Below are 16,004 nucleotides of genomic sequence, written 5' to 3' on the forward strand. Positions count from 1 at the left end.
TTACAATCAACTAATCTCCGGGTAAGATATAAATAGAATGCCGCATGTATTGGAATTAAGCATTGCATCACGCCTGACGGCTGATAGCGAGTCTTGGTCGCTCATAGATTTTTAGCTTTCCTAAAAGCCAATTGATTTAAAAATGCATTTTCCAGAGATCGGTCTATAGAAGTTGGCCCAAGAGAGCCACAACAATCAACTTACGGCGAATTGCAAAAAATAACATGCATGCTTTTGCAAAAATTCAGGCAGTCGAATATCACTTACCAGCCAGCATCTTATCTAATAAGGAGCTGGCAGGGGTATTCCAAGAATGGTCTGCAGAAAAAATCCTTGAAAAAACCGGAGTATACGAGCGACACATTGCAGCGGATGGTGAGACTGCAGCAGATTTAGCCTATTTGGCTGCAAACAAACTTTTTGATTCGAATAACATAGAAAAATCGGGTATCGATTTCTTGATTTTTTGCAGCCAGACACCTGACTATTTTTTGCCCAGCAGCGCCTGCCTACTGCAAGACCGTTTGAATCTACCAACATCTTGTGCCGCATTGGACATCAATATAGGATGTTCAGGCTATGTATATGGCCTCTCGCTGTCCAAAGGGTTGATCGAGACAGGTATCGCAAAAAACGTATTGCTATTAACCGCTGATACGTATTCAAAACTCATTCATCCTAAAGACCGCAGTGTCAGGACTTTATTTGGAGACGGCGCCGCTGCAACGCTGATTTCCTCTGTCGAAAGTCTAAATTCAAAGCTCGGCCCGTTTGTGCTGGGCACAAACGGGGCCGGTGCAAAAAACCTGATTGTGCCGTCCGGAGGGTTCCGCGAACGGCATAGGCTGGAGGCGACTGCTGAATATACGGACGAGTCGGGAAACACCCGCAGCAAGGTGAATTTGTTCATGGATGGTCCGGAAGTAATGAATTTCACTTTATCCTCTGTACCCAAGGTTTTTCGCCAGCTTCTTGAGTCGGCGGGGAAAACCATAGACGAAGTTGATCACGTCATATTCCATCAAGCCAATCAATTCATGCTGGAAGCATTACGAAGAAAAATAAAAATTCCTCCAGAGAAATTTATAATAGAGATGGATACTGTAGGTAATACAGTTTCTTCTACCATTCCAATCGCCATTGCCCGCGCCAAGAAAAGCGGACAAATAAAAGCAGGCGACACTGCGCTGCTATTAGGTTTTGGAGTTGGGTATTCGTGGGGAGGAACTATTGCTGAATTGTTTTAGATTAATTAAAGAATTGTCAATTTTAAAGAAAGCCCTGTATGAATGAATTTTTTGAAGGTATGGCAGAAATTCTGGAGATTGATACTGACAAAGTCAGCCCGGAACTTAACTTGGCCGACTATGCATGGGACTCTCTTTCGGTCGTATCCACAATGGCGCTGGTCGACGACATATACAACGTTATGCTGGATGGCCAGTCTTTGGCAAAATGTGAAAGAATCGCTGATATTCTTGCCCTTGTTGAAAGCAAGAAGGAGTAGCCATGTCGGGACAAAAATTTGAGTCCGGCCTCGCGGTAAAGCTGAGTAATTTTTCTGTAAAAGGCCTCGTATGCGCGGTGCCTAAAGAGGAAATTCAGAATGACGCCTTTTACGAAAAATTTGGCGAAGCTGCTGTAACAGACATCGTCAAGATGATCGGGGTCCATTCGCGCCGAAAAGCACATGACGACCAGACTGCCGCCGACTTGTGTCAATCTTCCGCCGAAGCACTGTTGAATGATCTAGGATGGTCTAGAGACAGCGTAGACGCTTTAATTTTTGTCACCCAGACGCCTGACTATCGGTTACCCGCAACTGCATGCGCACTGCAAGGACGATTGAAGTTAAGCAAGTCATGCATCGCATTTGATGTCAATCTGGGCTGCTCAGGCTACGTGTATGGATTATGGCTGGCAGCAAAACTGCTGGACAGCCAGTCCGTGAAAAGAGTACTGCTGTTAGCCGGGGAAACCCCAAGCAAGATTATCGACCCGAATGACCGTGCGACCGCCCTATTGTTTGGTGACGCAGGATCTGCCACGGCACTTGAGTTTGACGAAGATGCTGAAGATGCCCATTTCATTCTAGGTACAGACGGCGGCGGTGAACGGCACCTGATGATCGCCGAGGGTGCCAGTAAAAAATATAACGATGACGATCCGCGGTTAAAAAACACGGACACATCCCGTTTATTTATGGACGGTGGAGAAGTTTTTAATTTTACGCTAAGAAGCGTACCGCCCCTGGTCAATGATTTACTGGCGTTTTCCGGACGAGATAAAGCTGAAGTGAATGCTTTTCTTTTTCATCAGGCAAATAACTTCATGCTGAAGCACATCATAAAAAAAACAAAGCTTCCGGTTGAACGCGCTCCCATTAACATCGACAGGTTCGGCAATACATCTAGTGCGACTATCCCACTTCTGATTACAGACCAGCTACCCTCCATCCCAGGGAACGGGGGGCCAGTCGCAATGATAGGCTTCGGTGTTGGCTATTCATGGTCCGCCGCCCTTGTTGACCTCGACTCTTTAGCAGTAAATAAGTTAATTGAAATCTAGAAATGATTTTTGACCGCGAACTCCTTAAGAATCATCGTATCCTGGTGACCGGGGCCTCCTCTGGAATAGGCAAGGCTACTGCCACGCTATTAGCGCATCATGGCGCGACTCTGATCATTACCGGCAGGGACCAAGTGCGTCTTGAAGAAACTTTGTCGTCGCTTGAAGGCGGCGAACATACTGCACAGACATTTGACCTGGCCGGTGAGGATGACATCTCGGATTTCATGAAAATGATCACTGCCAACGAGAAGCCACTTACCGGCGTTTTCCATGCTGCAGGCATTGGATTGGTACGTCCCTTGAAGTTGTCAAAGGCAAAGCAATTTGATGAAGTTTTTTCTTCCAGTGTCAAAAGCGCTCTTGCCCTTTCTCGAGGCGCGGCAATGCGAGGAGTAATGCAAGACAACTCGGCTATCGTCTTTATGTCGTCTGTCGCGGCACAAAGCGGGCAAACCGGTATGAGCATCTATTCTGCAGCGAAAGCTGCCATTGACGGCATGGTAAAGTCTTTAGCAGTGGAATTTGCGCCACGCCGTATTCGTGTCAACAGTATCGCAGCTGGTGCCGTAGTCACTGAAATGCATCAGCGCTTGGTTACCAGCAGTCCTGATGCTTCAGTGCAGGCGTACGAAGATAAGCATTTGCTTGGTTTTGGTCAATCTATAGATATCGCCCAGATTGCTGCATTTCTGCTGTCGGATGCCGGTCGTTGGATCACCGGCGCCACATGGTCGGCAGACGGTGGTTACCTGGCTCGTTAAGGAGTAAGAATTGAAAAATATCATCATCGCTGGCGCGGGCGGATTCGGCAAAGAAATCGCTACTTTGCTGGAATCTGCCGTTGTATCTGAAAATATCCGCATCGGTGGATTCATAGACGATACGCTGCAGGCTGCACCCGCGCTGAATGAACGCTATCCCTACCCGGTGCTTGGGAAAATTACCGAGTACAAACCCGCCCAAGGTGACGTTTTCATTATCGCCATCGGAGATCCGAAAGCCAAACTCTCCATAGCTGAAAGCCTGGAGTTGCGCGGAGCGGAATTTTTTAACTTCATTCATCCCACCGCGATTATTGCAAGAACGGCGAAGCTAGGCAAAGGGATTATCCTCTGCCCTTTTTCAGTGGCCTCTTCTGACAGCCACATTGCAGATTTTGTGACAATCAATAATTATTCGGGCGCCGGGCATGACGCTTCGCTTGGTAAAGGAACGACGGTCAGCTCCCACGTAGATATCACCGGCTATGTAAAAATAGGAGAAGCGGTATTTATCGGTTCGAATGCGTCAATCTTGCCTGGCGTTGAAGTAGGCGCATTTGCCAAAATAGGCGCAGGGGCCATTGTCGTAAGACGCGTTAAGGAGGGGGCTACTGTTTATGCTGCGCCTGCGAGAACTCTGTGAACAAAAATAAGCAACTACGAGATTCATTTTGGCACCTGCTTTGCCATAGAACTGAACTGCCAGAGTCGGGAAACTTCCTCAAATTGAACTGGCTGGACGAGGAGGTTTCCTTGTTCAATGACGGAGGGGAGATCGTCGTATTTGATAATCTTTGCCCTCACAGAGGCACCCGTTTTTTCACAAAGTTACATGGCGCAGGAGCAATCAGCTGTCCCTATCATGGCTGGTCATATCGTTCGGGCGCTATGCATATTCCCTGCAAAGAACAATACGATCAAGCGGAAATAAGCAAGGCAGGCTTGAATTTCCTAAAAAGCGACTGGTGTGGTGATTTTCTATTTGTCTCCATCAGCCCCTCCTTCACGCTTGAAGAGCAGTTGGGCGCTGAATTTGAGCACCTCGCTTCAATTTCTTTTGATATCGGCGGGCGATCTGATTTTGACGCCTATACGTATGAGTGCGACTGGCGGATTGCCATTGAAAATGGCTTGGAGCCCTTACATGTGCCCTATATTCATGCAGATACTCTTGGACAATTGAATTTATCTGATCCAAAGAATGAATACACACATTGGAACTCCGCTGTCTATTTTTCTATTGGTGATGCAGCGACTCACAAAAAAATGCGTTCAATAAAGAAATTATTCAGTATTGAGGAACAGTTCGAAGGGTATATGAGCATCTATCTCTTCCCTTTTACGATGCTGTCATCCACTTTTGGTTATTCTTATTCACTTCAAAATTTCTTTCCTTCGGCAGAAAAAAATAAAACCTTCTTCTATAGCAGATTACTCAATGGTGTAGCAAAAAGTCCCGCAGCGGCCGACGCACTACACCATTTTTTCGCATCGTCAGCAGCGATAAATCGGCAGGTCTTTAAAGAGGACCACGAGATTTGCAAACGTATTTCCCCCAATTTTTATGACGAGGGCAGGGCTAAGTTGCTTTCTAAAGACGAAGAGAAAATAGCGCATTTCAGGCAGTGTCTGAAGAAGTCATTCGTCTGACATATATGCGAACACACTTATTTGAGCATCAGACAACGGATGTCAAAGGAACTCGATTCGATGGCATCATTCGGTTTAAAGGCTAATGGACGTACCATCAAGCTGCCTCTAGAGAAAACGCCATCCGCGTCCCGGAAAAATCAATCACATCGCCATCCGTCAGCCTCATAGGCTGCCCGTCGATCGCACGCTCATTCACCTTGGGGAAGGCAGCGCCCTCCACGTGAGCGATGTAATAGCCGTGCTCCTGCCGCGTAATGGCAGCGACCAGCACGCCCGGGCTACCCAGGGTGGTGACCGGTTTGTTCAATACCAGTTCCCTGCCTGCATTCGCACCTGTCAGCACCTTGATTTTGGCGGCAGGCAGAGCGGCTGCAGATTGTAAGGAATTTGCTTTCAGCGGCGGCAAGGCCTGGCGGACAGGTTGATCCGGCTCCAGCTTGACGCGCAGCTTGTATTTGCCGATATCGATCACGTCGTCGTTCTGCAGCATGTGCTTTTTGATCGGCTGGCCGTTGATCATCGTGCCATTGGTGCTGCCCAGGTCGAGGATGAACGAGCCCTGCAGCGAAGTGTCTATTGCCGCATGCTGGCCGCTGACGGTCAGGTGGTCGATAACCACATCATTGGATGGCCGCCGGCCTATCGTAATGCGCGGCTTGAGCAGGCTCAGCTCTTGCTGGATCAGTCCGTTGTAGGTGACGATGATTTTGACCATTATCTGTGACGTGTACTTTCTCAATAACCGCAGCTTAACTGGCAAAAATATGATCGATAAAGGAACGCTGCCTCAGTGCCACGACACGGCATAAAACGACGGAGATATTGTCGCGTCCACCGTTGGCGTTGGCGTTACCGACCAGGGCCTGGCAGCACTCTTCAAGATTGGATGAATATTCAGTCATGATGGCATGAATTTCATCATGATTAAGCATGTCGGTCAATCCGTCGGAGCACAACAGGTAAATATCCCCCTCCTTCGCCGGATGCTCCAGGATGTCGATTTCCATTTCATGCTGCACGCCCACGGCGCGCGTAATCAGGTTCTTGATCGGAGAAAACTGCGCATGCTCCTCGCTGATCAGGCCGGCGTCTATCTGTGCCTGCAGCACCGAATGGTCGTGCGTGATCTGGCTCAGGTAATCGGCGCGGTAGCGGTAGGCGCGTGAATCGCCGACGTGGGCGACCAGCAACAGATCCTGGTGGAAATGAGCCACCACTACCGTGGTCCCCATGCCGGCATATTCAGAGTTGAGCTGGGCGGCTTCAATGACGGTATCGTTAGCAGACTGGATGGCATCGCTCATCCAGCGCTTCACCGTGTGGGCCGACGTAGGAAATACCTGCGCCCAGTGCGAGCGCAGCCGGGATTTGAGCGCTTTGCTGATGACATCGGTCGTGATGGTGCTGGCGACTTCGCCTGCGTTGTAACCGCCCATGCCGTCGGCGAGCACGACAAAGCCCGACTCGGTGCAGATTTCTATCGCATCTTCATTGTGCGTTCTAACCTGTCCTATGTCGCTGAGGCCGCTGAACTCTAATACGTGCTGAAAAGGCATGGATATGGGTAAACAATACAATAAAATTAGACGGTTTTCCTGTGCCTCACGCCTATGGCGCAAATCACAATGGCAAATGCACCCAATAAGCCAGGTACGCTAAGCTTAACACCAAGCAAGGGAATTGTTATAAACAGATAGGAAGAAGCGCCTGCTATAAAAGGCAATAACGCCACATCGGTACACGCCATGGCTGCACCAAGGTAACCCAGCAGTGCTGCACCCAGCGTGATAATCATTAGAAATTTCTGCATCAGCTTCAACACCAGCGTACTTCCCCAGACCACGACAGGGATGCTCACCAGAATGCCGAAGATGACCAGCACCAACTGGTTTTGTCCTTCGGCCTGCTGTGCGGCGCTCGCCACGGCCAGCACGTTGTCCATACTCATGACCAGATCCGCGATCATGATCGTCCCGATCGCCGTCAGCAGCTGGCCTGCGGCAGGAATGGCATCGTGCGCATTCCCATCTTCCTTTAACAGCCGGTAGGCAATCCACAGCAGTAATATTCCCCCCGCCAGCTTCACGTAGGCGAGCTGCAGCACGGTGACGGCAAACGCCAGCAGTGCGACGCGTATGCCCACGGCGCCTATGGTTCCCCACACGATGCCGCGCAAGCGCAAGTGGGGAGGCAAATTCCTGCAAGCGAGGGCAATGACGATTGCGTTGTCGCCGCCCAGCAATATGTCGATCAGGATGATCTGGCCGACTGCCCACCAGTTAAGGTCGAGGAAAAACTCCATAGACATGCATACGGGATGTTATTTAAACATTAAGAATAACGCACTACGGCAGCAGCTATCGCTGCCATCCGGTCGCCATCTATTTAAAGGTAAAGCGCCTCGTGGAGTCTGTACGATGAGTAGCACAATGCAGCAAGCGTTTTTTCGGCGAACATAAAAAAACAGGGAGCCTGAGCTCCCTGCATGTTCACCTAGCTGAAAAGCTTACAGCATCGCTTTCAGCAAACGCGCCATTTCTGACGGGTTCTTGGTTGCTTTAATGCCGCATTCTTCCATGATGTCCAGCTTGGCTTGTGCCGTGTCGGCGCCACCAGAGATCAGCGCACCGGCGTGGCCCATACGCTTGCCCGGAGGAGCTGTCACACCAGCGATGAAGCCGACGACTGGTTTTTTCATGTTGTCGCGTACCCAGTAGGATGCATTGGCTTCGTCAGGACCGCCGATTTCGCCAATCATGATCACAGCATCAGTGTCAGGATCGTCGTTGAACGCCTTCATGATGTCGATGTGCTTCAAGCCGTTGATAGGATCGCCGCCGATGCCGACTGCCGAAGACTGGCCCAGACCCAATGCTGTCAGCTGGCCGACTGCTTCATACGTCAGCGTACCGGAGCGGGAGACTACGCCGATACGACCCTTGCGGTGGATATGGCCAGGCATGATGCCGATCTTGATTTCGTCAGGAGTGATCAGACCAGGGCAGTTAGGTCCGAGCAGCTTGGTTTTGCTGCCGGATTTTGCCATGCGGTCTTTCAGCATCATCATGTCGCGGACAGGAATGCCTTCAGTGATGCAGATTGCCAGATCCAGGTCGGCTTCCACCGCTTCCCAGATAGCTGCCGCCGCACCTGCAGGAGGCACGTAGATAACCGAGACAGTCGCGCCCGTTGCGGCCTTGGCTTCACTGACGTTGGCGAAAATAGGAATGCCTTCGAAGTCTTCACCGGCTTTTTTCGGGTTTACGCCGGCGACGAAGCAATTCTTGCCGTTGGCGTAGTCACGGCACATGCGTGTGTGAAACTGGCCGGTCTTGCCGGTAATACCTTGGGTAATGACTTTTGTGTCTTTATTGATCAGGATAGACATATCTTTTCCTTGCGATTATTTAGCTTGGGCTGCAGCGGCAACAACTTTCTGCGCTGCTTCTTCCATGGTGTCTGCAGCGATGATAGGCAGACCGGAGTCAGCCAGCATCTGTTTGCCGATCTCTTCATTGGTGCCCTTCATGCGGACCACCAGCGGCACTTGCAGCGACACGGCCTTGGATGCGGTGATCACGCCTTCGGCGATGACGTCGCAACGCATGATGCCGCCGAAAATGTTGACCAGGATGGCTTTCAGGCCTGGGTTTTTCAACATGATCTTGAAGGCTTCAGTCACTTTTTCAGCAGTTGCACCGCCGCCTACGTCCAGGAAGTTGGCAGGTTCGCCGCCAAACAGCTTGATCGTATCCATCGTCGCCATCGCCAGGCCGGCACCATTCACCAGGCAGCCAATATTGCCGTCCAGGGAGATATAAGCCAGGTCGAATTTGGATGCTTCGATTTCTGCTGGATCTTCTTCATCCAGGTCGCGGTAGGCAACGATTTCCGGTTGACGGAACAGCGCGTTGGCATCGAAGTTGAATTTTGCATCCAGCGCGATGACTTTGCCGGAGCCGGTCAAAATCAAAGGATTGATCTCTGCCAGCGAGCAGTCGGTTTCCATGAAGGCTTTGTACAAGCCTTTCAACTGGGTGCGTGCATCGACGATGGAGGCTTCAGGTACGCCAATTTTACGAGCGATGTCGTCGGCTTCGCCGTCTTGCAGGCCAGCAGTCGGGTCGATCGCAATCTGGTGGATCAGCTCAGGGTGCTTCTCAGCCACTTCCTCAATGTCCATGCCGCCTTCGCTGGAGGCCATCAGGACCACGCGCTGGCTTACACGGTCGGTCACCATACTGACGTACAGTTCTTTTTTGATGTCCGCGCCTTCTTCGATCAGCAGGCGGCGTACTTTCTGGCCTTCAGGGCTAGTCTGATGGGTTACCAGCTGCATGCCAAGAATCGCATTGGCGTATTCACGGACTTGTTCCAGGGACTTTGCCACTTTAACGCCGCCGCCTTTACCGCGACCGCCCGCATGGATCTGGGCTTTGACAACCCATACCGGGCCGCCTAGCGTCTCTGCTGCTTTGACCGCTTCATCAACGGACAGACATGGAATACCGCGCGGTACTGTCACTCCGAATTTGCGGAGGATTTCTTTACCCTGATACTCATGGATTTTCATACGAGTTCCCTTCAGACACTGAGGTAGTAATAATAAAAATTAATCGTAAAAATAAAACAAACGTAGTTAGACTAATTAACTAATTTGCGGAGGACGGTTTAATCGCCCACCGCGGGTAATATTGCGCAACCGCCGGCCCATCCAGGCGCAGCGCATGGCAACGGTCAAGCTGAAACGGCTGCTTGGCTTGCTCTGAACTGCTCGCCCCGTCGCGCGTATCAATAATTTCGCCGGCAAAAGCCTGCACTGCAGCCGTCGGCAATACTTGCGCCATTTCCGACAAATGCGTGCAGCCCTGAATACCAGACATCCTTTCCTTAACACCCTGACGGAACTGTTTCATCAAGTTCAAACCAATCAGCTTTTTATAATCCGGACCTATCGTGTCGCAAAAACCAGGATAGGGAACGGCGTCCGACACAGCCTCGGCATCGACAACATTGAAGCTGGTATCGATGGTGATGCGCAGGGTAAGGTCGTGCAAGGCTGAGCCGGTGGGAAGAATCCCCGAAGCGAGTTTGATATCGCGGGTTTTCGTATCGGTGATGTGAGCGTCAAGATCCCACAAGCCGTCGTCACGGGCAAACGCCTCGATAGTGATTGCGCGCGTATGCTTTAACGCACGACGGGATGTGGATGGTGATAAGGGCATGATGCCTGCAGGCGGCTATTAATATAAAAGAGCCACAATTGCGTGTCGTTACCGCAGTTTCTACGATAACAGCCGCTCTTGCGGCGCTGCAAAAAACCATAGGAGTTTAGCACAGCTAGCCTGCCAACTCACCTGCGATGTCAGTTTTCCGCGTTTTGCGCCGCAGAAAACGATGTGTAGCGATTAAGTTTTGATAGAAAATTTGCCGGGATTTCAAGACTCCGCTACAAATCAATCCTCTTCATCCTCACGCGGAGCGCGCATGGCTGCCTGTATTGCCCGGCTGGAAAACCCCCGCTGCTGTAAAAATCTTGCCTGTTTTGCACGCTCGACGTGTTCGGTAGGTGCTACCGGATATTTTCTGTGCAGCGTGTCGACGGCCCGCTCCGCCTCCGATTCAACCAACTCCACCTTGACCCGGCTGATTTCCTCTCCGGGCAAGCCATGACTTTGCAGTTCCGCGATAATACGATTATTGCCGAATCGGGCCGAACGCCGGTTGACCAGCGAATCGGAAAAACGCTCCGCGGACAAATATTTGGCAGCCTCCAGCATGTCCAGCAAAGCCGGAATATCGTCCTTCTCTTCTGCGTAGCGAGACAGCTTGCGCTCCAGCTCCATACGGCTGTGCTCCCGCATAGACAGATATCGCAAGGCTCTCGCCTTCAGGCTGATCTGCAGTTTGGCCATATTCCCGGATCAATCACCTAGATTAACGATAAATAAAATCAAATTTACGGCCCCAAAAACCAAAACCGGCCATATCGCTCAGATATGGCCGGCACGGTAATGTAGCATCAGGCAGGCAAATCGCTTGCGGCCTAAGCCAAACAGGATTTAAGCGCTTACTTTTTCCGGTAACAAAGGCACGCCCAGGCCGTCGCGAACCTTGTTTTCGATTTCATAAGCCAACTCAGGGTGCTCTTTCAGGAAGTTACGTGCATTGTCCTTGCCCTGGCCGATTTTTTCACCGTTATAGCTATACCACGCACCCGCTTTTTCAACGATCTTGGCATCGGCGCCCAAGTCCAGAATTTCACCTTCACGGGAAGTGCCTTCTCCATACAGAATATCAAAATGCGCTTCCTTGAATGGAGGTGCTACCTTGTTCTTGACGACCTTGACCTTGGTTTCATTGCCGATCACTTCATCGCCGGCCTTGATGGAGCCGGTGCGGCGAATATCCAGCCGCACAGACGCGTAGAATTTCAATGCATTGCCGCCAGTCGTTGTTTCCGGGCTGCCGAACATCACGCCGATCTTCATCCGGATCTGGTTAATGAAGATCACCAATGTGTTGGTACGCTTGATGCTGCCGGTCAGCTTGCGCAAAGCCTGGGACATCAGGCGTGCCTGCAAGCCTGGCAAAGAATCGCCCATATCGCCTTCAATCTCGGCGCGCGGCGTCAATGCCGCCACAGAGTCGATAACCACCAGGTCAACACTGCCCGAACGCACCAGCGCATCCGTAATTTCCAGCGCTTGCTCACCAGTGTCAGGCTGGGAAATCAGCAAGTCGGACAAGTTCACACCCAGCTTCTGCGCATACCCCACGTCCAGCGCATGTTCGGCATCGATAAATGCGCAGGTGCCGCCCAGTTTTTGCATTTCTGCAATCACCTGCAGCGTCAGCGTCGTTTTACCGGAAGATTCAGGACCGTAAATTTCCACAACCCGACCACGCGGCAAACCGCCCACACCTAGAGCAATATCCAGTCCTAAAGAACCAGTAGACACAACCTGCACTTCCTCCACAACCGCGCCGTCGGCCATGCGCATGACCGAGCCCTTGCCAAACTGCTTTTCAATTTGCGCCAGCGCAGCAGCTAAAGCCTTGCCTTTTTCAGAGTTATCCGGTTTTCTGTCGTCCATAAATTCTTTCAGGTGTGGTGCACGGCGTATCGAGGAAACTTGTCGACCATGCAATTTAAAATAAATCGATCAAATAAGCGAATCTGCTTCGCCCTAATTTTTTGCATCTGGCGACACTGTATAAAAAAACAGTGCTTTATGCAAGCACCAAATGAAAAAAATTGGCATTTTCTGTTTCATGCAGATTTTTTACAGGTTGCACCGCTCCCGGGCCTACTTTTCCACCCCCGCAGTCAGCCTGAAAACAGGTAATTACCCGCGCTTAGGTACATCTATCCCTGTGATGACAGCCGGCCGCGCCATGAATGCCTGATACACCCGCATTACGTTAGGGAAATTCTCCATGCCAACCAATTCACTGGCTTCGTAGAAGCCGACCAGTGTACGCACCCATGGGAAAACCGCAATATCGGCGATGGTGTACTGCTCACCCATGATCCAGTCGCGTCCATTAAGGCGCTGCTCCAGCACATTCAGCAGGCGCTTCGCTTCGCCGATGTAACGGTCCCGCGGGCGTTTGTCCTCATACTCCTTGCCCGCAAATTTATGGAAAAACCCCACTTGGCCGAACATGGGGCCGATACCGCCCATCTGGAACATCAGCCACTGTATCGTTTCATAGCGGCCAGCGGCATCTTGCGGTATCAGCTGGCCGGTTTTCTCGGCCAGGTACAGCAGTATGGCGCCGGACTCAAACAGCGCCAGCGGCTTGCCGCCTAGACCGTTGGGATCCAGGATAGCGGGGATTTTATTGTTCGGGTTCAGCGACAGGAATTCCGCGGACATCTGGTCGTTCTTGTCGAAACTGACCAGATGCGGCTCGTATGCCAGGCCAATTTCCTCCAGCATCACGGATACCTTAATCCCGTTGGGCGTGGGTAATGAATACAGTTGAAGCCGCTCAGGATGTTGCGCGGGCCATTTCCCGGTGACAGGGAATACGGAGATATCGTTCATGGTCTTCCTTCCAGGCTATTAAAAGAGTAGCTGGATTATCCCCGAATCACAGCATGCGTGCTGGCAGTGCCCCGGATGCAATGGTTTCTCGGCCACCGTCGTAGCCATGGCAAAAAAATAAACAATAAAAAATGCTCCGGACCACGAGGCCAGGAGCATGCTGGATGAGACTGAACCGACACTTAACGCTGCGGGCATGTCCCGCAGCTGGTTTCTGCCATTAGCCGCCGAAGCTGTATTCAGTATTGTGGCTGCCATTTTTGGCGGCTTTGATTGCCTCCGCCTTGACATCGTCACGGCTAACGGTGCTGCTTGTTTTGCCGACAGTCGAGACATACTCTTCACCACCTATCAATTGGCCTTCCGCACGGGCTTGGACCAGTTCCGCACGCACTTCCGCTTTGGTTTTGCTGCTGGCAGCGGTTTTGCTGAAAGTATTGGGAATCGGGAAGCTGGCATATTCTTCACCGCCGACTTGATAACCAGAGGCAAATGCTGTTGCGCCTGTCAGTGCCAAAACAGCTGCTGCGATAACTTGGGTTGCTTTCATGATCGTTCTCCAAAATAGTTAAATAAGATAAGTAGCTCATTACGTCGTCTATTCATTCCGACAGGCCGGCAGATTGTGTCAATCCATCCGGCCTCGTTGAGTCGTGCACTTATCCGCTTAATTTTGCTGGCTGGCGTGTCGTGCTCATCGATGACTGCAGTGTAGTCATGACGCCCTTTTCGATAAAGATAGCAAATGAGAATAGATCGTTCCCATATCCGCAACAATCGAAGATCGCGAATACCTTGAGCCTCTAGGCATGTCCGACGACATAGAGGATGACGCTCAGGGCATTGGCATCTTTCAGGAAAGCAGGACAGGTGACATTATTCTGTGCAACAGCTTTTCACGAAACTCGCTCCGTGAAACTTAAAAGCCGTGCAGCGAGGCGAATTGTTCGAGGGAAGCTTTCGGCATGCGCGGGCGCCGTTTCGCCCAATCCGGATCACCAAAACCCATGGACATGCCGCAGACCACCAGCTCCTCCGGAGCCAGGGGCAGGTTGTCACGGATAACAGCATGGTAGCGAGAAAAAAATTCCTGCGTGCAGGTGTCCAGCCCTCGCGCTTTTGCCGACAGCATAATGTTCTGAATGAACATACCCAGATCAAGCCAGCTGCCTTTTTCAAGGCGCCGATCGATCGTAAAGATCAGGCCCACTGGCGCATCGAAGAAGCGGCAGTTTCGCACAGTCTGTGCCGCGCGTGCGGTGGCATCGTCGTGTGAGATGCCCAGCGAGCCATAAAAGACCGAACCGAATTCCTGCCGGCGTGAAACGAACGGCTCCGGCAAGGGATTCGGAAAGTAGTGATATTCGGATGAATGATCGCCGGGCGCAGTTTCGTGCGCGGCAGTGATGGCGTCTGCCAATCCTGTTTTCGCCGTTCCTGCCACGGCATAGACGCGCCAAGGCTGTACATTCGCACCTGTGCCCGCATAACGCGCAGCAGCAAGAATGCCGGTGACGGTCTCAAGATCGACTTCGCGATTCAAATAGAAACGATTGGCAAATCGGCTCATCATGATTTGCTCGACTTCAGGTAATTCTTTCGATAACGTGGTTTTATCACCAGCCATATTTTATAGTCCGATCATTTGATGTGGGGGTTCAGATATTTTAAATTGCAGCATTAGACAGAATTCATCGCTCCCAATGGGAGCTCAGGATGATGCTGCAGAGATTCACCCGCTGGAAGTTCTGATCCTTGTAGGCAAGGAAATCATCGTTGAAAGTGCCAAAGGTACTCTGAGGCCGATGTTCCATCCCGTGATAAAACGCATCAATCATTTTGTGGGCAAAGTCGGGCCCGCGAGGATATTCGGTGACTACCGCTGCGCGCTGTTCGTCCGTGAACTGCTCAAAGCCGCGTCCAGCCACATCCATTCCCGCACCGGCCTGCAGCAGGGCGATCTCCGAATGCATATGCTCCGGTATGCCAGGCGTCGTATGGAGAGCGACGGCGTTCCACACTTTTTCTATGTCTCCCTCGGAGATCTTATGGCTACGCAGGAAGTCACGCGCGGCATTCGCGCCATCCACTTCGAAGCGAAGCTGGCTTTCCCGGTAAACCGAAGTCAGGCCGAGATCGTGGAACATCGCCGCAACATAAAGTAACTCCGGATCAAAACTCAAGCCCTTTCGTTTTCCAAGCAGCGCGCCCCAATAATAGACACGGGTAGAATGGGCAAACAGCAGTTCGCTTTCGGTGTCGCGTATCAGTTGCGTCACCTCGCGTGCCACCTTGCTGTCAGGAATTTTTACGTTGAAAATGTCGTTCGTTGCCATGGTTTTCTCCTCTATGATCTTGCTTACTTCTCTGTGTAATCAGCAGGCCTGCGCTCGCTAATATTCAGCGGGAGGCTGGATGTCGTAAGAGATACGGCCTGCCGGCAGGAAAAAGAGCGCAATCAGTGCCCCACCCTTCACTTCCGGATAATGGTGGCTGCCCGGCGCAGGCGCTGTCCACCCGGCTTCGCACCAGCCGCTGGGGCCGGCAAGCATGGCTCCCTTCGTAATGGGAATAACCATGTTCAATTCCCCATAAGGGTGGGCATGGTAGTCGCCGCGGAATGTTTTCGCTATGCCTGAAAAAGATTCACCAGGTTCGCGGCTGTCCATATAGACCGCTGTAACGCTGAAATAAAACGTTTCTGCAGCTGGTTCGCAAATTCTGCTGCGCCGGTAGCGTTGACCATTGATTTCGATGTTCGCAGCCCACCCCTCTTCAACACCAGCCTTGATCAAGACGGCAAGCTCGTCATACAGACTGCTGCCCGGTCCATAGGTCTTGTTCAGCCACTGCTCGACATCGATGCCGGCCGTCATGTCCTTGACCTCGGCGAGAAAACCTATGCTGCGTTTTATAAGTTCATCACGTTTGTTCACTGCATTCTCCATAACATATCTATTAATCG

General features: G+C 51.4%; 19 protein-coding genes. 6 read left to right on the plus strand and 13 right to left on the minus strand.

Annotated features, from left to right (window positions below; genetic code table 11):
• Positions 1–224: 224 nt before the first annotated feature.
• Genes ACO0LO_RS11040 through ACO0LO_RS11065 form a run of 6 tightly spaced genes read left to right on the plus strand, consistent with a single transcriptional unit; the run spans position 225 to position 4,982 of the window.
• On the plus strand, positions 225–1,247 hold the full coding sequence (locus ACO0LO_RS11040) for a 3-oxoacyl-ACP synthase III family protein (RefSeq protein WP_422964279.1): 1,023 nt from the start codon (positions 225–227) through the stop codon (positions 1,245–1,247).
• 38 nt (positions 1,248–1,285) lie between these two features.
• Complete coding sequence (locus ACO0LO_RS11045) at positions 1,286–1,507, plus strand: acyl carrier protein (protein WP_422964280.1); 222 nt, start codon at positions 1,286–1,288, stop codon at positions 1,505–1,507.
• A gap of 2 nt (positions 1,508–1,509) precedes the next feature.
• Positions 1,510–2,568 carry a ketoacyl-ACP synthase III gene (locus ACO0LO_RS11050; RefSeq protein ID WP_422964281.1) on the plus strand — a complete coding sequence of 353 codons (1,059 nt, stop codon included), beginning with the start codon at positions 1,510–1,512 and terminating at the stop codon, positions 2,566–2,568.
• 2 nt (positions 2,569–2,570) lie between these two features.
• A complete protein-coding gene (locus ACO0LO_RS11055) occupies positions 2,571–3,332 on the plus strand; it encodes an SDR family NAD(P)-dependent oxidoreductase (RefSeq protein ID WP_422964282.1) in 762 nt (253 codons plus the stop codon).
• A gap of 10 nt (positions 3,333–3,342) precedes the next feature.
• Positions 3,343–3,975, plus strand: coding sequence for an acetyltransferase (locus tag ACO0LO_RS11060; RefSeq protein ID WP_422964283.1), 633 nt, complete (start codon positions 3,343–3,345; stop codon positions 3,973–3,975).
• On the plus strand, positions 3,972–4,982 hold the full coding sequence (locus ACO0LO_RS11065; protein WP_422964284.1) for an aromatic ring-hydroxylating oxygenase subunit alpha: 1,011 nt from the start codon (positions 3,972–3,974) through the stop codon (positions 4,980–4,982). The genes ACO0LO_RS11060 and ACO0LO_RS11065 overlap by 4 nt, the downstream gene beginning before the upstream one ends.
• Before the next feature lie 97 nt (positions 4,983–5,079).
• Here ACO0LO_RS11065 and ACO0LO_RS11070 read toward each other — a convergent pair whose 3' ends face one another.
• From ACO0LO_RS11070 to ACO0LO_RS11130, 13 genes are all read right to left on the minus strand, one after another.
• Positions 5,080–5,700: an FHA domain-containing protein gene (locus tag ACO0LO_RS11070; RefSeq protein ID WP_422964285.1), complete on the minus strand. Its 621-nt coding sequence runs from the start codon at positions 5,698–5,700 to the stop codon at positions 5,080–5,082.
• A 34-nt stretch (positions 5,701–5,734) separates the two neighbouring features.
• Positions 5,735–6,541 (minus strand): Stp1/IreP family PP2C-type Ser/Thr phosphatase, encoded by an 807-nt coding sequence (locus ACO0LO_RS11075; RefSeq protein WP_422964286.1) that lies wholly within the window; start codon positions 6,539–6,541, stop codon positions 5,735–5,737.
• Positions 6,542–6,567: 26 nt separating this feature from the next.
• A complete protein-coding gene (locus ACO0LO_RS11080) occupies positions 6,568–7,287 on the minus strand; it encodes a TerC family protein (RefSeq protein ID WP_422964287.1) in 720 nt (239 codons plus the stop codon).
• 204 nt (positions 7,288–7,491) lie between these two features.
• Entirely contained in the window at positions 7,492–8,373 is an 882-nt protein-coding gene (sucD, locus tag ACO0LO_RS11085) for a succinate--CoA ligase subunit alpha (RefSeq protein WP_422964288.1), read from the minus strand.
• Positions 8,374–8,388: 15 nt separating this feature from the next.
• On the minus strand, positions 8,389–9,573 hold the full coding sequence (gene sucC / locus ACO0LO_RS11090; RefSeq protein WP_422964699.1) for an ADP-forming succinate--CoA ligase subunit beta: 1,185 nt from the start codon (positions 9,571–9,573) through the stop codon (positions 8,389–8,391).
• 64 nt (positions 9,574–9,637) lie between these two features.
• Positions 9,638–10,210, minus strand: a complete 573-nt coding sequence (locus ACO0LO_RS11095) for a DUF2889 domain-containing protein (RefSeq protein ID WP_422964289.1) — start codon at positions 10,208–10,210, stop codon at positions 9,638–9,640.
• 231 nt (positions 10,211–10,441) lie between these two features.
• Positions 10,442–10,900 carry a recombination regulator RecX gene (gene recX / locus ACO0LO_RS11100; protein ID WP_422964290.1) on the minus strand — a complete coding sequence of 153 codons (459 nt, stop codon included), beginning with the start codon at positions 10,898–10,900 and terminating at the stop codon, positions 10,442–10,444.
• A gap of 147 nt (positions 10,901–11,047) precedes the next feature.
• Positions 11,048–12,082 (minus strand): recombinase RecA, encoded by a 1,035-nt coding sequence (gene recA / locus ACO0LO_RS11105; RefSeq protein WP_422964291.1) that lies wholly within the window; start codon positions 12,080–12,082, stop codon positions 11,048–11,050.
• 252 nt (positions 12,083–12,334) lie between these two features.
• Complete coding sequence (locus tag ACO0LO_RS11110) at positions 12,335–13,039, minus strand: glutathione binding-like protein (RefSeq protein WP_422964292.1); 705 nt, start codon at positions 13,037–13,039, stop codon at positions 12,335–12,337.
• A 220-nt stretch (positions 13,040–13,259) separates the two neighbouring features.
• The gene (locus ACO0LO_RS11115; protein WP_422964293.1) at positions 13,260–13,589 is read right to left on the minus strand and encodes a DUF4148 domain-containing protein; all 330 of its coding nucleotides are present in this window, start codon (positions 13,587–13,589) and stop codon (positions 13,260–13,262) included.
• A gap of 369 nt (positions 13,590–13,958) precedes the next feature.
• Entirely contained in the window at positions 13,959–14,666 is a 708-nt protein-coding gene (locus ACO0LO_RS11120; RefSeq protein ID WP_422964294.1) for a nitroreductase, read from the minus strand.
• Positions 14,667–14,730: 64 nt separating this feature from the next.
• Entirely contained in the window at positions 14,731–15,375 is a 645-nt protein-coding gene (locus ACO0LO_RS11125; RefSeq protein WP_422964295.1) for an HD domain-containing protein, read from the minus strand.
• Between the two features lie 57 nt (positions 15,376–15,432).
• Positions 15,433–15,987 carry a DUF4863 family protein gene (locus ACO0LO_RS11130; RefSeq protein WP_422964296.1) on the minus strand — a complete coding sequence of 185 codons (555 nt, stop codon included), beginning with the start codon at positions 15,985–15,987 and terminating at the stop codon, positions 15,433–15,435.
• Positions 15,988–16,004: the final 17 nt, after the last annotated feature.

Source organism: Undibacterium sp. TJN25, from assembly GCF_049339885.1.
GTDB lineage: Bacteria > Pseudomonadota > Gammaproteobacteria > Burkholderiales > Burkholderiaceae_D > Undibacterium.